Origin of the sequence: Qipengyuania sp. MTN3-11 (assembly GCF_042851825.1) — a bacterium.
Taxonomy (GTDB): Bacteria; Pseudomonadota; Alphaproteobacteria; order Sphingomonadales; family Sphingomonadaceae; genus Qipengyuania.
Genome location: NZ_BTGM01000002.1, coordinates 558,341 through 575,694, shown reverse-complemented (window position 1 = coordinate 575,694; position 17,354 = coordinate 558,341). Strand labels below are relative to the sequence as shown.

Here is a 17,354-nt window from a genome sequence, read left to right as displayed (position 1 = left end):
GCCGAGCCCAGCTTGGTCCACGCGTCGCTGCGTGGCATCGGTGTAACACAGGGGCCTTCGGCATGGCCTCCGGGCCGTAAATCGCCATTCACCCTCTTGCGCGGAATCCGCGACTGATTCAGTATCTAGTGGTCTGGTTCTTGGGGGTACCCACTAGACCTAGCGTCGATCGGTTCGCGTCCCCATATGGAGATCGTCGGACGGGGCGTGCGGCTGTGGGGAAAAAGGGGAAAAGTTTACCCCCGGCCGGGCCAGCGAAATGCTAGAGCGGGGATCGCCCGTTCGAATCGAACACAAGCGGAACATTGGCGCGCGGCGCCGGTTCGGCACAACAGGCGGAACGGGGACGACATGGATTTCAGGACTGGGGACGATGCGGCGATGGATCTCGATGGCGAGACACAGGAACTCGAGTCCGAGGCGACGTCCGAGGCGCCCGCAGGAAAGCCGGGGAAGGCAATGAGCATGGAAGCACAGGACCGGGAGAGCGAGGCGCTCACCACCGCGACCGCATCAGCAATGGCCGAAGCGGCGAAGGCGGTAGCCGGCACGCTCGCGCCCGACAGCAAGCCAACTCCCGACAGCAAGAAGGTACTCGACCGCCGTTTCGACGTGACCACCGACGACGCGCGCGATGCCAACCTCACCGAATTCGGCAAGGAAACGCTGACCGATCGCTACCTGCTCCCGGGTGAGAGCTATCAGGATCTCTTCGCCCGTGTCGCCGATGCCTATGCCGACGATCAGGAGCACGCACAGCGGCTCTACGACTACATTTCCAAGCTGTGGTTCATGCCGGCGACCCCGGTGTTGTCGAACGGCGGTACCACCCGCGGCCTGCCGATCAGCTGCTATCTCAACAGTGTCGAGGACAGCCTCGACGGCATCGTTGGCACCTGGAACGAGAACGTCTGGCTCGCCAGCAAGGGCGGCGGCATCGGCACCTATTGGGGCAATGTCCGCGGCATCGGCGAACCGGTGGGCCTCAACGGCAAGACCAGCGGCATCATCCCCTTCGTCCGCGTCATGGATTCGCTGACGCTGGCGATCAGCCAGGGTTCGCTGCGGCGCGGTTCGGCCGCCTGCTATCTCGACGTCAGCCACCCGGAGATCGAGGAGTTTCTCGAGATCCGGAAGCCCAGCGGCGACTTCAATCGCAAGGCCTTGAACCTGCACCACGGCGTGCTGCTCACCGATGCCTTCATGGAAGCGGTGCGCGAAGGCGCGGAATTCGACCTCGTCAGCCCCAAGGACGGGTCGGTCCGCAAGACGGTCGATGCGCGCAGCCTGTTCCAGAAGCTGGTCGAGACGCGGCTGGCCACCGGCGAGCCCTACATCGTCTTCTCCGACACCGTGAACCGGATGATGCCCAAGCATCACCGCGAGCTGGGCCTCAAGGTCTCGACCTCGAACCTGTGCAGCGAGATCACCCTGCCGACCGGCATCGACCACCTCGGCAACGACCGTACCGCGGTTTGCTGCCTGTCCTCGCTCAACCTGGAAAAATGGGAAGAGTGGGAAGGGGACAAGCGCTTCGTCGAGGACGTCATGCGCTTCCTCGACAACGTGCTGCAGGATTATATCGACCGCGCGCCGGACGAGATGGCCCGCGCCAAATACTCCGCCGCGCGCGAACGCAGCGTCGGCATGGGCGTGATGGGCTTCCACTCCTTCCTCCAGAAGAAGAACATCGGCTTCGAAAGCCCGATGGCGAAGGTGTGGAACCTGAAAATGTTCAAACACATCGCCGCGAAGGCGGAAGAGGCCAGCATGGTCCTCGCCAACGAGCGCGGGCCGTGTCCGGATGCCGAGGAAACCGGCGCGATGGAGCGGTTCAGCTGCAAGATGGCGATCGCGCCGACCGCGTCGATCTCGATCATCTGCGGCGGCACCAGCGCCTGCATCGAGCCGATCCCGGCCAATATCTACACCCACAAGACGCTCTCGGGCAGCTTCGTGGTCAAGAACCCGTATCTCGAGAAACTGCTCGACAAGAAGAGCAAGAACTCGGTCGCGGTGTGGAATTCGATCCTCGAGCGCGGCGGCAGCGTCCAGCATCTCGATTTCCTCACGCCGGAAGAGAAGGCGACCTTCAAGACCAGCTTCGAGATCGACCAGCGCTGGCTGCTCGAATTCGCCGCCGACCGCACGCCCTTCATCGACCAGGCGCAGTCGCTCAACCTGTTCATCCCGGCCGATGTCGACAAGTGGGACCTGATGATGCTTCACTTCCAGGCGTGGGAGCGGGGCATCAAGTCGCTCTATTACCTGCGCTCCAAGAGCGTGCAGCGCGCCGGTTTCGCGGGCGGCGTCGAGGCGGACAACACCGCCGACGCCGCGAAATACGAGCTGATGGCGGGTACCGGCGAGCAGACCGATTACGAGGAATGCCTCGCCTGCCAGTGAGGCGGGGCGCGCCCATCGATAAGAGTCGATAAGACGAGCGAACTTCCGGTGCGGCGATGCGTTGTGTCTCCCTGAAAGGAGATCACGCATGAACGACGATCGCATCTGGGAATTCGAGCGCGAGCTGTGGCTCGGCGGCGGGGACGTCTACCGCGAGAAGGTGGCGGAAGATTGCGTCATGGCGCTGCCGGCCGAACCCTTCCTCTACGACCACGGCGCCGCGACCGAGGCGGTCGAGGGCACGCCCCGGTGGGAGACGGTGGACTTCGCCGACACAAGGGTGACGCGGCCCGAGGAAGGGCTGATCGTCATCGGCTATCGTGCCCATGCGCGGCGGGGCGAGAACGACTATCATGCGCTGTGCACCAGTACGCTGCGCCGGATCGCGCACGAGGACTGGGTGGTGGTCCAGCACCAGCAGACGCCTTTCGGTGTCGAGGTGAAGGACCCGGACGCCGCCTAGATCGGCCGGACACGAAAAGCCCCGCCGGGCAATGTGCCGGGCGGGGCCTTCGCTGAATGGGAGAGGTCGAACTCAGACGTTCGCGCCGGCTCCCTGGGGGATGGCGACACCGGCCTTGAGATAGACGCGGTTGTCGTCGATCTTCTCGACATCGTCGAGCCGGACCATGTGGTGCATGCCATCCGAACTGTCGGACTTGGTCAGCTTGATCGTGTCGTCCTTGACCTCATCGACGGTCCCGACGTGCTGTCCGCTGGCGTCGGCGACTTCCATGTGTTCCTTGATCCTGATCTTCTCGAACATGTAATTTCCCTTCGAATTGCGTTGGTTATGCCTTCACAACGGGCGGGCGGGCCGCTCGTTCCACGGCTGGTCGACGCTCGCGCTCGCCTCGTGGCACGGGCCCGGAATGCCCCGATCAGAGCGGTCGCTGCGCATCCGCCCTGGCGCGTTCGGCCGGGTCGGAGGAGGTCTCGCCGACATAGCCGTCGCCCGCGCCGTCGGCCTGTTCGGCCTGCTGGCGGCGTTTGTCGCGTTCGGGATCGGCCTGCTGGTCCTCTCTCGTGCCGCTTTCGTCGCGGGCGTTGCCATAGCCGCCCTGCGCCTCGCCAGCAGGCGCGTCGGGCGCAGCTTGCTCCTGACCGCCCGGAGATTGTGACTGCGATTGCGACTGCGATTGCGATTGGCCGGCCTGACGCCGCGCCTCGTCCTCACGCGGGCCGGTGCGCTCGATGCCGCCCGGCTCGTGGCCCGGCTTGAGCGTGACGTCGCGGCTGTCGTTCGGTTCGTATTGTCCCATGGGGAACTCCTTTCCCCTGTCGAACGGCCGGCCGTGCCCGCCCGTTCCGCGGCCCGCCGCAAACGCTCCCCCGCTTATCCCCGAACCGATCCCCGGCCACCCTTCGAAAACGGCGTCGAAACCCCTATATGATTCGTTCGCGCGTCCGCACGGAGACACAAGATGTTGTTGCCCTTGCCCCGCAACACCCACTAGGTTTCCGCGACGCACCCAGTTCGCATCCAGCCGGAGTCATCCATGTCCCTTCTCGAAGCCCGCAAGACCTACAAGCCCTTCGAATATCCCTGGGCCTACGACTTCTGGAAGCGGCAGCAGCAGATCCACTGGATGCCCGAGGAAGTGCCGCTGGGCGAGGATTGCCGCGACTGGGCGCAGAAGATCTCCGAGCACGAGCGCAATCTGCTCACCCAGATTTTCCGCTTCTTCACCCAGGCCGATGTCGAGGTGCAGGATTGCTACCACGACAAATACGGCCGCGTGTTCAAGCCCACCGAGGTCAAGATGATGCTCACCGCCTTCTCCAACATGGAGACGGTGCACATCGCCGCCTATTCGCACCTGCTCGACACGATCGGCATGCCGGAATCCGAATATTCCGCCTTCATGGAATACGAGGAGATGAAGGACAAGCACGACTATCTGCAGCAGTTCGGCGTCGATTCCGACGAGGACATCGCCCGCACGCTCGCGGCCTTCGGCGGCTTCACCGAAGGGCTCCAGCTCTTCGCCAGCTTCGCCATGCTGATGAACTTCCCGCGCTTCAACAAGATGAAGGGCATGGGCCAGATCGTCAGCTGGTCGGTCCGCGACGAGAGCCTGCATTGCGAGGGCATCACCCGGCTGTTCCACGAATTCGTGCGCGAGCGCGACTGCCTGACCAAGAGCGTCAAGGAAGACATCGTCGACATCTGCCAGAAGACCGTGCGGCTGGAGGATGCCTTCATCGACCTCGCCTTCGAAATGGGGCCGGTGCCGGGGATGACGGCGAAGGAGATCAAGAAATATATCCGCTACATCGCCGACTGGCGGCTGGGCCAGCTCGGCCTCCAGCCGATCTACATGGTCGACGACCACCCGCTGCCGTGGCTGACCCCGCTGCTCAACGGGGTGGAGCACGCCAACTTCTTCGAAACCCGCGCGACCGAATATTCCAAGGGCGCGACCCGCGGCAATTGGAACGACGTCTGGTCGAGCTTCGACAAGCGCAACAAGGCCAAGGCCGCGAACGAGGAAGACGCGGGCGAGGATGAGGGGCCGGGGCTGTTCGGGGATGAGGCTGGTGCGAGTGCCGGGAGCGTGGCGGCGGAGTAATCAGCCAAGCGACAAATTTAAAATTCGGTTGGTGAACGCTGCTTGGCTAACAGCAAACAATTTCGCCAACCGATAAACGGCTCTGTCGTCCTCAAGATCTAACGATCTTGGACACATCTCTCGCACCAAGTTTTCCGGCATGAGGACACTGGCTGCAAAAGCGTTTGCCGCGATTTCCATCTCGTCAATCCCGTCGGAGGAGAAGTTGTCGCGGCGCAAAGTACCTTTGTCTACGTGAACGGATGTGCGAAGTACTGTTGCATCCATTAAATGATGACCAAGCTCGTGAGCAATCGTAAACCTCTGACGATTAATATGATGCAATGCGTTGTAAACGATATGCTTTTGACCTTCTTTTATGAAGGCCATTCCTGACAAATCGTCTTCTAATGCAGCGGACCTGATCGCGCACCCCTCCGATATTGCAATCTCCTTTATTGGTATAGGAAGAGCGATACTTCCAATCCTATCCAATAGTAGCGCTGCTACTCTCTCGCCTTTAGCTCTTGCTTTCGTGATCCGTGGATAAGTCACATTAAGAGCTCGCCACGATCCGAGCGATTTTCGCCGCTTCGGTTTTGGATAGATGCGAGCCCGACAAGTTGAGCTTTAGGCCTCTTGGACCCTTTTTCGTCGGTTGCAGAAGATCGACGGGAAGCAAATCCGTTACAGAATGAAGGTTCAACGCTTCGGCCAAAATTATCGCCTGATGAAGCACGATTCTCTGACGTCCGGCCTCGATGTTGGCGATCGATGCCCGACTTAGGCCGGCCCTCTCACCGAGCTTCGATTGGGTAAGCTCGGCCTTCTCTCGCGCTTCAGCAACGCGACGTCCGAAGAGAGAATATATTTGGGATGGTTCCACGGGCAGCGACGCTAATCCACAGAGCCGCCATCTGTCAATCAGCAGCAAACGTTTGTGATACAAACATACGACATCAGGAGCATCGATAAGACATTGACGCTGGTTGTACTTCCTGTACGGTAATCCTACCGATTCGATCGGCGGAAAGGAGGTGAGTAGCAATGGCAAAGGAGACCAAGTCTTTTCAGATTGGTCGCAATGCTGAGACCGGTCGGCTGACGACGGTCGAGCGGGCGCGGCGTTTTCCGAAGTCCCATGTGGTGGAGCGGATGCCCAAACCCGGGCGCGGCGATAGCAATTAACGAGAGGGGTCAGCGTCAGCTGACCCCTCCAAGGACGAGGAAAGGCAATGCCGAATTTCATCGTAAATACGAACGTGCAGCCGAATGGCGACCACGAAGTCCATAACATCACGAAGGGCTGTGCTTACATGCCTGCCGCGAGCAATCAGAAAAGCCTTGGTTGGCACTCAGATTGCAACGGGGCCGTAATTGAAGCCAAGAACACTTACTCCCGGTCCAATGGGTGTTACTATTGCTGCAACGCCTGTCACAACAACTAAGGCGGTCACGGCTAGGAGCGGATCCGCGGTCACAACGCCGGAATCATTACTATGCATTATTTTAACTCGACCGCGATCAATGCCGCTCGCTACGAGATGGCAACCGGCAACCTGACCATCTGGTTCACCAGTTCGGGGCAGGGTTACGACTATCCCGGCGTGCCGTCATACATTTGGAATGGACTGTTGAGCGCCGCCTCGGCTGGCACTTACTTCAACCTTCACATTCGCGACCAATACGCGGCCTAAAGCGGAAATCACCCGCTAACCATCGCCGTGTTATCCGCTGGCGATGGACCTGCTCTTCCCCCTCTTCACCCCGCTCAACATCGCGCTGTGGCTGATCGCCATCAACTTCGCCGCCTTCGCCGCCTTCGGAATCGACAAGGCGCGGGCGGAGGCTGCCGGGCCGCGGCGGGGAAAGCGGCGGACCAGCGAGGCGGACCTGCTGGCGCTGGCGCTGCTCGGCGGCACGCCGGGGGCCTATGCCGGGCGCAAGCTATTCCGGCACAAGACCCGCAAGCAGCCCTTCTCCAGCCAGCTTCACACCATCGCCATTCTCCAGATCGCCGCGCTGGCGGGGCTCGGCGTGTTCCTGATGCCCTGACCCCGGCGCGGGGCCGGCGCTTCTCCTACTCCGCGCACCCCTTGCCCGTCTCCGCGCAGAGGGCGGCGAGGGTTTCGCCCTTGAAATCTATGGATCCTACCGCCTGCATCGTCCCGGCGATGGTGTAGGGCAGCGCCGCCTGCATCTTCTGCGCCGCGGGGGTGCGGGCGAAGGCAGCGAGCGCGCGCATCTCTTCCGCGCTCAGCCGCATCGCGTATTGCCGCCCCAGCGCGTCCAGCAGCCGGCCGCGCCCCGCAGCGGCGGTTGCGGCGGCGATGGCGCGCAGCCGGTCCTGCTCCGCCGGGGTGAGGTCGGGAAGGTCCGCCAGCATCTGCTCGGTCTCCTGACCCGTCATCAGCGGGGCCAGAGCGGCGAGCGTGCCGGTCTCCGCCAGTGCGCGGCCCAGCGCCACCTCCTCGGCACTGGGCGAGGGGTTGGTGATCGCATCGCCCGGCAGCATTTGCGGCGTCTCGGCCTGTTGCGCGATGGCGGGGGCGGGCGCGAGCGCGGCGGCGGCGATCGCGAGCGCGGCGAGGGCGGGCTTGCACATGGGCGCGGATTCCTCCTGTAGATGGGGCCCCCGTGTTCATGCGCCCGTCGCGCGGGTCCACCAAGCGGGAAAGGCGCGCACCCTTCTCCCGGCCCGCCCCCTTTCTCCCGGCCGGCCCCGACCATCGCGCGGTTGATCGCCGCGCCGCAGTTCCCATCTTCGCGCCCACGAACAACGAGAGGAATTCCATGCGTACCGAAGCCCAGGTTGCCGCCATGCCGTGCCCCGTCTGCCAGGTCCCGCTCGCCATGAGCGACCGGCAGGGGATCGAGATCGACTATTGCCCGCAATGCCGCGGCATCTGGCTCGATCGCGGCGAGCTCGACAAGATCGTCGAGCGCAGCGCCGCGCAGGCGCCCGCTCCGCGCGGCCGCCCGCAGCCGAGCTACGCCCAGCACGGCGGCCATGGCCATGCCGGCTACGGCCACGGATACGGGAAACCGCACAAGCGGAAGAAGAGCTTCCTCGAAGAACTGTTCGACTGAGCCGGCGCGCGCGGCCGGCGTGCCGCGGGCTTTCCTACAGCGGCACGGCGGGCGTAACGCGGGCGCGATGATCAAGCGCGCCCCCGCCCCTGCCGAAACGGCTGTTGGAAGATGCCCCGCGAGCCCGCGGTTTTTCTTGTTCTGGACCGTGTAACACCCGGTCCATGTCCTACATCCCCGGCGGTCCATGCCGACCCGCCGCCGACGCCCCAGGCGCGCTCGCCTGCAAAGACTATTGAAAAGATTACGGAACACTCGGCCTCCCCGACCGCTCCTTTAACGGGGGCACTCTTGCCCTCGGCCCGATCAATCGAACAGGAGGACGGTATTCATGGCCGAAATACCAGTAGAGAAGAAATCGAGCCTGGCGTGGCTGTGGTGGCTGCTGCTGCTCGCCGGCATCATCGCGCTTTTGTGGTTCCTTTTCGCCAACGGGGACGACGAGCCCGAGGCGCTGGAAGACGATGTCGTGGTGGAAACCATGGACACCGGCACCACAGGCGATGACGCCATGATGGCCGCCGGGGGCACCGTGGTGGCGGTGGAGGCGCTGTCCTCGCTCGGCGACCGGATCGGCGAAGACGTCAATCTCGACAATGTCGCTGTCAACCGCGTCATCGGGGACATGGGCTTCACCGTCGGCGAAGGCGCCAACGAGACGCTCGTGCGCTTCGACGAGGTCCAGACGCCCGACACCGCGCGCGAGGGACTGATCGACGTCAATCCCGGCTCGACCGTCTCGCTCGCCGGCAATGTCCAGGAACTCGAACTGTCCGACATGCCGCAAACGATCCAGACCGATCTTGCGGGCGCAAACGATGCCTATATCCGCGCCGCGCGGGTCGACGTCCAAGGTGGAGGAGTAAATCCGCGATGAAACATGACGACCGATTCAACGAATTGCACAGCCTGTCCAAGTGGCAGCTCGAGAACGAGGACCAGGATATCCGGGGCTACCCCGTCCGTTCGCTGACCGGCGAAAGCTACGGCAAGATCGAAGACATGCTGGTCGACAAGGACAAGGAGCATGTCGCCGCCGTTCGCATGGAGGATGGCCGGCTGGTCGGCGTGGACCACCTCGACATCCGCGACGATCACGTGATCTACGTGGACGATCGCGCCGCATCCCCGGTGACCTATGCGAGCGTGCGCCCCCACCGGGCCTGATCGCATCGCCGTATCGTGAAGAGGGGCCGGGAGACCGGCCCCTTTTCCTGTCGCGCATGCGGCTTGCGGAACGGGCGCGGATGCGATCCATTGATTGCCTGCAACAACAGGAGAGCCGAACGATGAACGATCCCCTTCCCGAAGAGGGCCCCTCCGGCACCAAGTGGCTGTGGGTGGCGGTGCTGGTGCTGCTGGCGGTCGCCGCGGTGATCTTCTTCCTCAATGCCGATGGCGACGAGGAGCTCGAGACCATCCCCGACGAAGCGGTGACCACCACCGAGGAACGGCTCAACACCGATATCGCGCCGCCCGACACCGCGGACCTTCCGCCGGTCACCGGCGCCGAGCCGACGGCGATCGAGACCCCGGAAACCGAGTAGGCCGGAGCCGGCCAGCGCCGGTTAGCCCTTGCGGCGCGGGTGGCAGCCGCTAAGCGCCGTCGCGATGACGGACGCACCGATGGACATGGACACCATCCGCACCAAGGCGGAGACGCTGATCGAGGCGCTGCCCTATCTGCGGCGCTACGCCGGGCGCACCTTCGTGGTAAAATACGGCGGCCACGCCATGGGCGACGAACGCGCGGCGCGCGAATTCGCCGAGGACGTGGTGCTGCTGAAGGCGGTCGGCATCAACCCCGTCGTGGTCCACGGCGGCGGCCCGCAGATCGGCGCGATGCTGAAGAGGCTCGGGGTCGAGAGCCGCTTCGTCGACGGCCTGCGCGTGACCGACAAGGCCACCGCCGAGATCGCCGAAATGGTGCTATCGGGCGCGATCAACAAGCAGCTGGTCGGCTGGATCGCCCGCGCCGGCGGCAAGGCGCTGGGCCTCTCCGGCAAGGATGGCGGGCTGGTCACCGCCGCCAAGGTCCAGCGGACGCAGAAGGACCCCGACAGCAACATCGAGCAGGCACTCGATCTCGGCTTCGTCGGCGAGCCCGCGCATGTCGACACCGCGGTCATCGAGACTGCGACCGCCGCCGGGCTGATCCCGGTGGTCGCGCCGATCGGGGCGGGGGAGGACGGCCACACTTACAACATCAATGCCGACACGATGGCCGGCGCGCTGGCCGCGGCGCTGGGCGCGGCGCGGCTGTTCCTGTTGACCGACGTTGCCGGCGTGCTCGACAAGCAGGGGGATCTCCTGACCGACCTCACGCCCGCCGACATCGCCGCGCTGCGCGCCGACGGCACGATCGGCGGCGGGATGATCCCCAAGCTCGAGACCTGCGTCCACGCGGTCGAGGGCGGCTGCGATGCGGCGGTGGTGCTCGACGGGCGGGTGCCGCACGCGATGTTGCTCGAGTTCTTCACCGAACAGGGCGCGGGCACGCTGATCCGCGCGTCCGAACCGCCCCGCTAGGCCTTTCCTAGCCGCCGTCCCGCCTGTAAGCGGGCGGACGAACCATTCGCAAAAACACGGCGGGAACCGAATGCAGGCCCTGGCAACCATCTACGAAATCGTTTCCATGCTCACCAACGTGCTGGTGATGCTGATCATCATCCAGTTCATCATCGGGCTGCTGTTCGCCTTCAACGTGGTGAACAGCAGCAACGAGTTTCTCTCGAGTTTCTACATGGCGATCAACCGCCTGCTCGATCCGCTCCTGCGCCCGATCCGAAACATCATGCCCAACACCGGCGCGATCGATTTCTCGCCGCTGGTGCTGATCATCCTGCTCAACATCGTCCTGATCGTGCTGAGCGGGATCATCTACAGCTGATGGCTGCCGAGCGGATCGACGGAAAGGCCTTCGCCGAGAAGCTGCGTGCCCGTGTCGGGGAGGCCGCCGCGCGATTCGAACAGGCGGCAGGGCGCAAGGCCGGCCTTGCCGTGGTCCTGGTGGGCGAGGATCCGGCGAGCGACGTCTATGTCCGCGCCAAGGGCAAGGCGACGCATGCAGCCGGGATGAACGGGTTCGAGCATCGGCTGCCCGCGGACGTATCGCAGGACGAACTGCTGGCGCTGGTGGATCGTCTCAACGCCGATGGCGCGGTCGACGGCATTCTCGTGCAACTTCCCTTACCCGGCCACCTCGACGATCAGGCGGTGATCGCGGCGATCGATCCGGACAAGGACGTCGATGGATTCCACGTCACCAACGCCGGACGACTTGCGGTCGGGCAGGGCGGCTTCGTGCCCTGCACGCCGCTCGGCTGCATGATGCTGCTGACCGACCGGCTCGGAGATCTGTCCGGTCTCGAAGCAGTGGTGATCGGCCGTTCGAACATCGTCGGCAAACCGATGGCGCAGTTGCTACTCGACGCGAACGCCACCGTCACCATCGCCCACAGCCGGACGAAGGACTTGGCGGGAGTGGTCCGACGGGCGGACATCGTCGTCGCTGCGGTCGGCCGGGCGGAAATGGTCAAGGCCGACTGGCTCAAACCCGGCGCCACCGTGATCGACGTCGGCATCAATCGCCTGCCCCCGGCAGAGGGGGAGGCGAAGGGCCGGCTGGTCGGCGACGTCGACTACGGCCCCGCCAGCGGCGTCGCCTCCGCGATCACGCCGGTGCCCGGCGGTGTCGGGCCGATGACCATCGCCGTCCTGCTGCGCAACACGCTGGTCGCGGCGCATCGCAACGCCGGGCTCGCTCCGCCGGAAGGGCTTTGATCGTGAGCGTGCATTTCACGCGATCGGCGATCGTCCTGGCGATGGCAGCCCTTCTAGCCGGCTGCGCGACCGATCCGAACGGGCTGACCTCGCGCCAGGCGGCGCGGATCGACCGGGTGCTCGCCACCGCGCCCGGGGCGGCACAGCCTTCCACCATCGTCGCCACCGAGGTCGCCTTCGCCCGAATGGCACGCGACGAGGGCCAGTGGACCGCTTTCCGCCATTTCGCCACCGAGGATGCGGTGATGCATGGGCCCTCGGGACCGTTTCCGGCGCAGGCATGGCTCGCCAACCGGGGCGACCCCGCGGCGGCCGTCCAGTGGGCACCGCGCACCGTCTGGGTAAGCTGCGACGCGACGCTCGCGGTGAGCATGGGGCGCTATCGCGATCCGGCGGGGGCTGTCGGCAGTTTCGTCACCGTCTGGCGGCGGCAGGACGACGGCACCTATCGCTGGGTCTACGACGGCGGGGCCGACGACGACCCCCAGCCCGCGCCGCGCACCGATAGCGAACCGGGTCCCGACGAAATCGTCGTGACCGCCTTCGACACGATCAAGGGCGAGGTCGCCGATTGTCCGAAGCCGGGCGAAGCGGTTGCCGCACCGCGCTGGGATCCCGTGGTTTCCGGCGCCGAGGTCGGCGGTGGCCGCTCCGACGACGGTTCGCTGGTGTGGCAATGGCGCCAGGGCGCGGACGGCACGCGCCGCATCTCCTCCTTCATCTGGCAGGACGGCGCGTGGCGCGAAGCCGCGTACTTCGACTTTGCATCGCCGGACCTGGGGACATGACCGAACTCTTCGTCTCCGCCTTCATCACCCTGTTCGTGGTGATCGACCCGCCCGGCTGCGCCCCGATCTACGCCGGGCTGACCAAGGGCGCGACCCAGGCGCAGCGGCGCAACATGGCGCTGCGCGCCTGCGCCATCGCCAGCGCCATCCTGCTGTTCTTCGCCTTCTTCGGCGAGGATCTGCTCGGTGCGCTGCACATCGAGCTCGACGCCTTCCGCATCGCCGGCGGGCTGATGCTGTTCTTCATTGCCTTCGAGATGGTGTTCGAGAAGCGCACGCAGCGGCGCGAGGAACGCGCCGAAAAGCTCGCCGCCGATCCGGAAGTGGAAGACGTCTCGGTCTTTCCCATGGCCATGCCGATGCTCGCGGGACCGGGCGCGATCGCGGCGGTGATGCTGCTGATGAACGAGGTCGATTCGAACGAGGACACGGTCGCGGTATTCGCCGCGCTGGCCACGGTAATGCTGCTGACCGCAGCGGCGCTGGTCGCAGCCGGGCCGTTGCTGCGCGTTCTCGGCGACAAGGTCGAGGCGGTGATCACGCGTCTGCTCGGCGTGCTCCTGGCGGCCCTCGCTGCGCAATATGTCATCGACGGGCTGCGGGGCAGCTTCGGGGTCTAGCGCCTATTGCAGGGTGGCGCGGTCGTCGCCGCCGTCGCGCAGCGCGAAGAACTGCATCAGCTGGATCATCAGTTCGCAGCGCGCCGAGAGGTCCGGTGCCTCGAGCAGAGCCTGCTTGGCCGCGACATCGAATGGGGCGATCTGCGAGACGCCGTTGATGAGCGAGAGATCGTCGAGCCGTTCGACCGAATCCCAGTCGACGCTGTAACCCTGCATGTCGGCGAATATCCGCGCTTCCTGCTCGAAAGCCGCGCGTTCGACGCTGGAGAGGATTTCGTTCTCCGGCTCGTCGATCGGCTCGCCCTCGACCTGCCGGAAAGGCGTCGCCACGTCGAGTTCGCGCAGGAGACGGAACCGGCTCTCACCCTCCAGGATGAGGTTGTAGCGCCCGTCCTCCAGCGCTTCGACATCGCCGATCCTGCCGATGCAGCCGACGGTGTAGAGCGGCGCATCGTCGCCGCCGCGTTGCGGCTGGATCATCGCGATCCGCCGGTCTCGCGCCAGCGCGTCGGAGGTCAAGGCGCGGTAACGGCTCTCGAATATGTGCAGCGGCAATTGCAGGCCGGGGAACAGGATCGCGCCGGGAAGGGGGAAGATCGACAGCCGCAAGAATTTATCCGAACAGGATCCGCGACAGACGTCGGCGAGAAGCGACGACCCACGGATCCTCCAGCCCGACCGCCTCGAACATCTGCAGCAGCTTGGCCTTGGCAGCGCCCTCGCTCCACCCGCCGTCCTGCTCGACCATCGCCAGCAATTCGTCGGCGGCCTCGTCGCGCCGTCCGGCCGCGAAGGCGGCTTCGGCGAATGCGAGGCGGGCGTCCATGTCGCTGCGATCCTGTGCCTTGTCGCGCAGTGCGGCGAGTTCGCTCTCATCGGGAGCATTGCCCGCGAGTTCCAGCGCACTCTTGGCCGTCGCGAGCTGCGGATCGCCGACCAGCGCCGGGACCTGCTCCGCCGCGGCGAGTGCTTCGCGAGCTTCTTCGACACGACTGGCCTCGACCAGTGCGCGGACCAGACCGGCCTGCGCCGGGCCATTGTCGGGCGCCATCTCGACAACCTGGCCGAAAATACCGGCCGCGCGCTCGGCATCGCCATCGGCCAGCACCTGCTCGGCCATGGTCACGAACTGCGCGATGTCCTCCTTCGACGGGCCGGCTGCCGAATCCCCGGCTCCCGCCTCGATCGGCAATTGCTCCAGAAGCTGGTCGAGCACCTGCTTGAGCTGGCTTTCGCTACGGGCATTGGTCAGTTCGGCGACCGGCTGGCCCTGGAACAGGGCGTAGACGGTGGGGATCGATCGGACCTGGAACTGGCTGGCGATGAATTGTTCCTCGTCGACATTCACCTTGGCGAGCACCACGCCCTTGTCTGCATAGTCTGCCGCCACCTTCTCCAGCACCGGCGTCAGCGCCTTGCACGGGCCGCACCATTCCGCCCAGAAATCGAGAATCACGAGTTTGGACATCGACGGCTCGACGACATCGGTCCGGAATTTGTCGACCGCTTTCTGTTCCTCGACTGTCAGTCCCTGCGTGGCCACGCCGTCATCCTTCTTCCGCTCTGGGTTCGCCCGCTATATGGGCCTTGTCGGCGTGCTTTGAAGGCCGGATGGATCGAGGGCAAGGGGGCGAAAATTCTCCTTGCGGCTTTGCGGACCCGTTGCTAATCGCGCGCCTCCCCAGCGATGACCAGTTCATCGCGAGCGCCAGTGAGCGGGCGTAGCTCAGGGGTAGAGCACAACCTTGCCAAGGTTGGGGTCGGGCGTTCGAATCGCCTCGCCCGCTCCATTTTCTCGATTTCGGTTCCTGTCCGGCTTCACGTCGTTAGGTGTGAGCGGGACGCTGCTCGTCGAGAGCAGCGCCGGGTCGGCCAAAATGGCGGTTGCGTTCCGGCGGCTTTGCTGACATGCGCGAGTTATGTTGTATCATAATCACTTCACGCGGTTCAATCTGCGCGCCTCCGCCCTTGTTCTCGCCACCTCACTTCTCGCCGCTCCCCTCGCGGCGCAGGATGGAACCCAGACGCAGGGGGACGACCTCCACGATCGCCGCGTCGATTCGGACGGTGTCATTGTCGTCACCGGACCGGGCCTCGAGCAGCTCGACGTGCTGACCGGCACCTCGATCGTCGAGGGCGAAGAGCTCCAGCGCGAGCTCGACGGCCAGATCGGCGAAGTCCTCGCCAAACAGCCCGGCGTATCCGCGACCAGTTTCTCGCCGGGCGCGTCGCGTCCGGTGCTGCGCGGCTTCGATGGCGAGCGCGTTCGGGTGCTGGTCGACGGGATCGGGACCATCGATGTTTCCAACACCTCGGCCGATCATGCGGTGACTGTCGAACCTTTGACCGTGGAGCGGGTCGAGATCCTGCGCGGGCCGGCGGTCCTGCTCTACGGCAGCCAGGCCATCGGCGGCGCGGTGAACATCATCGACAAGCGCATCCCCACGCGCCGCCTGCGCGAACCGTTCCACCTCGATGTTCTGGCAGAAGGCGACACCGCGCGCGATCTGCGCAGCGGCGCGGCATCGCTGGACCTTCCTGTTGGCGCCAACTTGGTGCTCCATGCGGATGGCTCCTATCGCAACACCGACGATCTCGAGATACCGGGCCTCTCGATCGCGCCCGATCTGCGGGCGGACCTCCTCGCCGATGCCGCCGAGGAGGAGGCCGAAGGGGAGTTCGAGGAAGCCGACGAATTGCGCGAGGCGGCGAATCAGCGCGGCGTCCTGCCCAACAGCTATACCGAAACCTGGTCGGCCAACGCCGGCGCGGCGATCTTCGCCGGGGAATCCAATCTCGGCGTCTCCATCGGCTGGTACGACACGCTCTACGGCGTTCCCGGACGCCCGGGTGCCGGACACCATCACGGCGAGGAAGAAGGGGGCGATGAGGCGGCCGAGGAAGAGGAAGGCGAGGAGCGTGTCTCGATCGACATGCGCCAGTTCCGCGCCGACATGCGCGGCGAACTGGCGCTCGGCGACGGCTTCTTCTCCACTCTGCGCACCCGGGTGGGCTACAGCGACTACGTCCATACCGAGTTCGAGGGCGAGGAGGTCGGCACCGTCTTCGACGTCGAGGGGATCGAGGGGCGTGCCGAGCTGATCCAGAACCGCCGCGGCGCTCTCGGTGGTTCGATCGGGGTGCAATACTACTATCGCGACTTCGAAGCGATCGGGGCCGAGGCCTTCGTCGCGCCCAACCTCACCAATCAGTTCGCTGTTTTCGCGCTTCAGGAAGTCGATCTCGGCGGCTTTCAGATCGAGGGCGCGGCGCGTTACGAGACGGTTGACATTTCCTCTGACGCGCTGGGCGTCGATCGCGACTTCGGACTGTTCTCGGGTGCGCTCTCGCTGATCGTCGAGCCGGGCGAGGGCGATCTGCGTTTCGGCGTGACCGGATCACGCGTCGAACGCGCGCCGGGCGGCGAGGAATTGTTCGCCAACGGGCCTCACATTGCGACTCAGGCTTTCGAGATCGGCGACCCGTCGCTGACCAAGGAAAGCGCCCTGGGCGTCGAGGGCTTCGTGCGCGGCTCGCTCGGTCCGGCCACGGTGTCTTTCTCGATCTACCAGAACTGGTTCGACGACTATATCTACCTTCAGGGCACTGGCCTGGAAGAGGACGATCTACCCGTGTTTCAGTATCTTCAGGGCGACGCGGATTACTTCGGCCTGGAGGGCGAGGTGAGCTTCCCGATCATCGAGAACCAAGGCTTCACGCTCTCCGGCGATGTGCGCGGCGATTATGTGAAGGCCGAGCTCGACGACGGCACGCCGCTCCCGCGCATTCCTCCGCTCAGTCTGCTCGGCGCGCTCGAGGCCGATGTCGGCGCCTTCGGGGGGCGGGTCGAGGTGCAATATTTCGCCGAGCAGGACGATATCGCGCCGTTCGAAACGCCGACCGACGATTTCACCTTCGTCAACGCCTCGCTGTCGTTCACCCCGATACGCGGCAACGATACGGTGCGGGTGCTGCTGCGGGCGGACAACATCTTCGATGTCACCGGGCGCCGCCACGCGAGCTTTACCAAGGATTTCGTCCCCTTGTCGGGCAGGAATTTCAAGGTCAGCTTGCTCGGAAGCTTTTGAGGAGCGCCCTTCCGCGACCTCATCGCT

At 64.8% G+C, this 17,354-nt stretch carries 23 protein-coding genes and 1 tRNA gene; 17 read left to right on the top strand and 7 right to left on the bottom strand.

Annotated elements, in window-relative coordinates; genetic code table 11:
- Window positions 1-351 precede the first annotated feature (351 nt).
- Both ACGHN1_RS10050 and ACGHN1_RS10045 read left to right on the top strand, forming a co-directional pair.
- Window positions 352-2,406: a ribonucleoside-diphosphate reductase subunit alpha gene (locus ACGHN1_RS10050; protein ID WP_390550805.1), complete on the top strand. Its 2,055-nt coding sequence runs from the start codon at window positions 352-354 to the stop codon at window positions 2,404-2,406.
- 88 nt (window positions 2,407-2,494) lie between these two features.
- The gene (locus ACGHN1_RS10045; protein WP_390550804.1) at window positions 2,495-2,869 is read left to right on the top strand and encodes a DUF4440 domain-containing protein; all 375 of its coding nucleotides are present in this window, start codon (window positions 2,495-2,497) and stop codon (window positions 2,867-2,869) included.
- A 72-nt stretch (window positions 2,870-2,941) separates the two neighbouring features.
- Here ACGHN1_RS10045 and ACGHN1_RS10040 read toward each other — a convergent pair whose 3' ends face one another.
- On the bottom strand, window positions 2,942-3,172 hold the full coding sequence (locus ACGHN1_RS10040) for a DUF2171 domain-containing protein (RefSeq protein ID WP_390550803.1): 231 nt from the start codon (window positions 3,170-3,172) through the stop codon (window positions 2,942-2,944).
- Window positions 3,173-3,287: 115 nt separating this feature from the next.
- Entirely contained in the window at window positions 3,288-3,668 is a 381-nt protein-coding gene (locus tag ACGHN1_RS10035; protein ID WP_390550802.1) for a hypothetical protein, read from the bottom strand.
- Between the two features lie 237 nt (window positions 3,669-3,905).
- Here ACGHN1_RS10035 and ACGHN1_RS10030 point away from each other — a divergent pair, with 237 nt between their 5' ends.
- The gene (locus ACGHN1_RS10030; RefSeq protein WP_390550801.1) at window positions 3,906-4,979 is read left to right on the top strand and encodes a ribonucleotide-diphosphate reductase subunit beta; all 1,074 of its coding nucleotides are present in this window, start codon (window positions 3,906-3,908) and stop codon (window positions 4,977-4,979) included.
- Here the strand turns inward: ACGHN1_RS10030 and ACGHN1_RS10025 are convergent, their stop codons facing one another.
- A complete protein-coding gene (locus ACGHN1_RS10025) occupies window positions 4,980-5,513 on the bottom strand; it encodes an ImmA/IrrE family metallo-endopeptidase (protein WP_390550800.1) in 534 nt (177 codons plus the stop codon).
- 1 nt (window position 5,514) lies between these two features.
- Window positions 5,515-5,844: a helix-turn-helix transcriptional regulator gene (locus ACGHN1_RS10020; protein ID WP_390550922.1), complete on the bottom strand. Its 330-nt coding sequence runs from the start codon at window positions 5,842-5,844 to the stop codon at window positions 5,515-5,517.
- Window positions 5,845-6,005: 161 nt separating this feature from the next.
- On the opposite strand from ACGHN1_RS10020, the gene ACGHN1_RS10015 reads away from it, so the two are divergent.
- The 3 genes from ACGHN1_RS10015 (at window position 6,006) to ACGHN1_RS10005 (ending at window position 7,013) form a co-directional block, all read left to right on the top strand.
- Window positions 6,006-6,146 carry a hypothetical protein gene (locus tag ACGHN1_RS10015; RefSeq protein ID WP_390550799.1) on the top strand — a complete coding sequence of 47 codons (141 nt, stop codon included), beginning with the start codon at window positions 6,006-6,008 and terminating at the stop codon, window positions 6,144-6,146.
- Window positions 6,147-6,457: 311 nt separating this feature from the next.
- Window positions 6,458-6,655, top strand: coding sequence for a KTSC domain-containing protein (locus ACGHN1_RS10010; RefSeq protein ID WP_390550798.1), 198 nt, complete (start codon window positions 6,458-6,460; stop codon window positions 6,653-6,655).
- 43 nt (window positions 6,656-6,698) lie between these two features.
- A complete protein-coding gene (locus tag ACGHN1_RS10005) occupies window positions 6,699-7,013 on the top strand; it encodes a DUF1294 domain-containing protein (RefSeq protein ID WP_390550797.1) in 315 nt (104 codons plus the stop codon).
- Between the two features lie 25 nt (window positions 7,014-7,038).
- Here the strand turns inward: ACGHN1_RS10005 and ACGHN1_RS10000 are convergent, their stop codons facing one another.
- Window positions 7,039-7,563: a hypothetical protein gene (locus ACGHN1_RS10000; protein WP_390550796.1), complete on the bottom strand. Its 525-nt coding sequence runs from the start codon at window positions 7,561-7,563 to the stop codon at window positions 7,039-7,041.
- Between the two features lie 188 nt (window positions 7,564-7,751).
- On the opposite strand from ACGHN1_RS10000, the gene ACGHN1_RS09995 reads away from it, so the two are divergent.
- The 9 genes from ACGHN1_RS09995 to ACGHN1_RS09955 all read left to right on the top strand — a co-directional run bounded on the left by ACGHN1_RS09995 (window position 7,752) and on the right by ACGHN1_RS09955 (window position 13,239).
- Complete coding sequence (locus tag ACGHN1_RS09995; RefSeq protein WP_390550795.1) at window positions 7,752-8,048, top strand: zf-TFIIB domain-containing protein; 297 nt, start codon at window positions 7,752-7,754, stop codon at window positions 8,046-8,048.
- Between the two features lie 331 nt (window positions 8,049-8,379).
- Window positions 8,380-8,925: a hypothetical protein gene (locus ACGHN1_RS09990; protein ID WP_390550794.1), complete on the top strand. Its 546-nt coding sequence runs from the start codon at window positions 8,380-8,382 to the stop codon at window positions 8,923-8,925.
- Window positions 8,922-9,215 carry a PRC-barrel domain-containing protein gene (locus ACGHN1_RS09985; RefSeq protein ID WP_390550793.1) on the top strand — a complete coding sequence of 98 codons (294 nt, stop codon included), beginning with the start codon at window positions 8,922-8,924 and terminating at the stop codon, window positions 9,213-9,215. Before ACGHN1_RS09990 ends, ACGHN1_RS09985 begins: the two co-directional genes overlap by 4 nt.
- A 122-nt stretch (window positions 9,216-9,337) precedes the next feature.
- Window positions 9,338-9,595 carry a hypothetical protein gene (locus tag ACGHN1_RS09980; protein ID WP_390550792.1) on the top strand — a complete coding sequence of 86 codons (258 nt, stop codon included), beginning with the start codon at window positions 9,338-9,340 and terminating at the stop codon, window positions 9,593-9,595.
- A gap of 64 nt (window positions 9,596-9,659) precedes the next feature.
- Window positions 9,660-10,577 (top strand): acetylglutamate kinase, encoded by a 918-nt coding sequence (gene argB / locus ACGHN1_RS09975; protein ID WP_390550791.1) that lies wholly within the window; start codon window positions 9,660-9,662, stop codon window positions 10,575-10,577.
- A 70-nt stretch (window positions 10,578-10,647) separates the two neighbouring features.
- The gene (locus tag ACGHN1_RS09970; RefSeq protein WP_390550790.1) at window positions 10,648-10,938 is read left to right on the top strand and encodes a YggT family protein; all 291 of its coding nucleotides are present in this window, start codon (window positions 10,648-10,650) and stop codon (window positions 10,936-10,938) included.
- Window positions 10,938-11,831, top strand: a complete 894-nt coding sequence (folD, locus tag ACGHN1_RS09965) for a bifunctional methylenetetrahydrofolate dehydrogenase/methenyltetrahydrofolate cyclohydrolase FolD (RefSeq protein ID WP_390550789.1) — start codon at window positions 10,938-10,940, stop codon at window positions 11,829-11,831. Before ACGHN1_RS09970 ends, folD begins: the two co-directional genes overlap by 1 nt.
- 2 nt (window positions 11,832-11,833) lie before the next feature.
- Entirely contained in the window at window positions 11,834-12,619 is a 786-nt protein-coding gene (locus ACGHN1_RS09960; RefSeq protein ID WP_390550788.1) for a hypothetical protein, read from the top strand.
- Window positions 12,616-13,239, top strand: a complete 624-nt coding sequence (locus ACGHN1_RS09955) for a MarC family protein (RefSeq protein ID WP_390550787.1) — start codon at window positions 12,616-12,618, stop codon at window positions 13,237-13,239. The genes ACGHN1_RS09960 and ACGHN1_RS09955 overlap by 4 nt, the downstream gene beginning before the upstream one ends.
- A 3-nt stretch (window positions 13,240-13,242) precedes the next feature.
- Here the strand turns inward: ACGHN1_RS09955 and ACGHN1_RS09950 are convergent, their stop codons facing one another.
- Complete coding sequence (locus ACGHN1_RS09950) at window positions 13,243-13,848, bottom strand: LON peptidase substrate-binding domain-containing protein (protein ID WP_390550786.1); 606 nt, start codon at window positions 13,846-13,848, stop codon at window positions 13,243-13,245.
- A gap of 4 nt (window positions 13,849-13,852) precedes the next feature.
- A complete protein-coding gene (locus tag ACGHN1_RS09945; protein WP_390550785.1) occupies window positions 13,853-14,782 on the bottom strand; it encodes a tetratricopeptide repeat protein in 930 nt (309 codons plus the stop codon).
- Between the two features lie 172 nt (window positions 14,783-14,954).
- Between ACGHN1_RS09945 and ACGHN1_RS09940 the strand changes: the two genes are divergently transcribed.
- Both ACGHN1_RS09940 and ACGHN1_RS09935 read left to right on the top strand, forming a co-directional pair.
- Window positions 14,955-15,029 (top strand) — tRNA-Gly (locus tag ACGHN1_RS09940).
- Window positions 15,030-15,158: 129 nt separating this feature from the next.
- Entirely contained in the window at window positions 15,159-17,327 is a 2,169-nt protein-coding gene (locus tag ACGHN1_RS09935; RefSeq protein WP_390550784.1) for a TonB-dependent receptor, read from the top strand.
- The last annotated feature ends 27 nt before the right edge of the window (window positions 17,328-17,354 follow it).

What these genes read in the sequence shown, in the direction of transcription:
- ACGHN1_RS10050 (WP_390550805.1), top strand. Translation starts at nt 352, where the DNA reads ATGGATTTCAGGACTGGGGACGATGCGGCGATGGATCTCGATGGCGAG.
- ACGHN1_RS10045 (WP_390550804.1), top strand. Translation starts at nt 2,495, where the DNA reads ATGAACGACGATCGCATCTGGGAATTCGAGCGCGAGCTGTGGCTCGGC.
- ACGHN1_RS10040 (WP_390550803.1), bottom strand. Translation starts at nt 3,172, where the DNA reads ATGTTCGAGAAGATCAGGATCAAGGAACACATGGAAGTCGCCGACGCC.
- ACGHN1_RS10035 (WP_390550802.1), bottom strand. Translation starts at nt 3,668, where the DNA reads ATGGGACAATACGAACCGAACGACAGCCGCGACGTCACGCTCAAGCCG.
- ACGHN1_RS10030 (WP_390550801.1), top strand. Translation starts at nt 3,906, where the DNA reads ATGTCCCTTCTCGAAGCCCGCAAGACCTACAAGCCCTTCGAATATCCC.
- ACGHN1_RS10015 (WP_390550799.1), top strand. Translation starts at nt 6,006, where the DNA reads ATGGCAAAGGAGACCAAGTCTTTTCAGATTGGTCGCAATGCTGAGACC.
- ACGHN1_RS10010 (WP_390550798.1), top strand. Translation starts at nt 6,458, where the DNA reads ATGCATTATTTTAACTCGACCGCGATCAATGCCGCTCGCTACGAGATG.
- ACGHN1_RS10005 (WP_390550797.1), top strand. Translation starts at nt 6,699, where the DNA reads ATGGACCTGCTCTTCCCCCTCTTCACCCCGCTCAACATCGCGCTGTGG.
- ACGHN1_RS10000 (WP_390550796.1), bottom strand. Translation starts at nt 7,563, where the DNA reads ATGTGCAAGCCCGCCCTCGCCGCGCTCGCGATCGCCGCCGCCGCGCTC.
- ACGHN1_RS09995 (WP_390550795.1), top strand. Translation starts at nt 7,752, where the DNA reads ATGCGTACCGAAGCCCAGGTTGCCGCCATGCCGTGCCCCGTCTGCCAG.
- ACGHN1_RS09990 (WP_390550794.1), top strand. Translation starts at nt 8,380, where the DNA reads ATGGCCGAAATACCAGTAGAGAAGAAATCGAGCCTGGCGTGGCTGTGG.
- ACGHN1_RS09985 (WP_390550793.1), top strand. Translation starts at nt 8,922, where the DNA reads ATGAAACATGACGACCGATTCAACGAATTGCACAGCCTGTCCAAGTGG.
- ACGHN1_RS09980 (WP_390550792.1), top strand. Translation starts at nt 9,338, where the DNA reads ATGAACGATCCCCTTCCCGAAGAGGGCCCCTCCGGCACCAAGTGGCTG.
- argB (WP_390550791.1), top strand. Translation starts at nt 9,660, where the DNA reads ATGACGGACGCACCGATGGACATGGACACCATCCGCACCAAGGCGGAG.
- ACGHN1_RS09970 (WP_390550790.1), top strand. Translation starts at nt 10,648, where the DNA reads ATGCAGGCCCTGGCAACCATCTACGAAATCGTTTCCATGCTCACCAAC.
- folD (WP_390550789.1), top strand. Translation starts at nt 10,938, where the DNA reads ATGGCTGCCGAGCGGATCGACGGAAAGGCCTTCGCCGAGAAGCTGCGT.
- ACGHN1_RS09955 (WP_390550787.1), top strand. Translation starts at nt 12,616, where the DNA reads ATGACCGAACTCTTCGTCTCCGCCTTCATCACCCTGTTCGTGGTGATC.
- ACGHN1_RS09935 (WP_390550784.1), top strand. Translation starts at nt 15,159, where the DNA reads ATGTTGTATCATAATCACTTCACGCGGTTCAATCTGCGCGCCTCCGCC.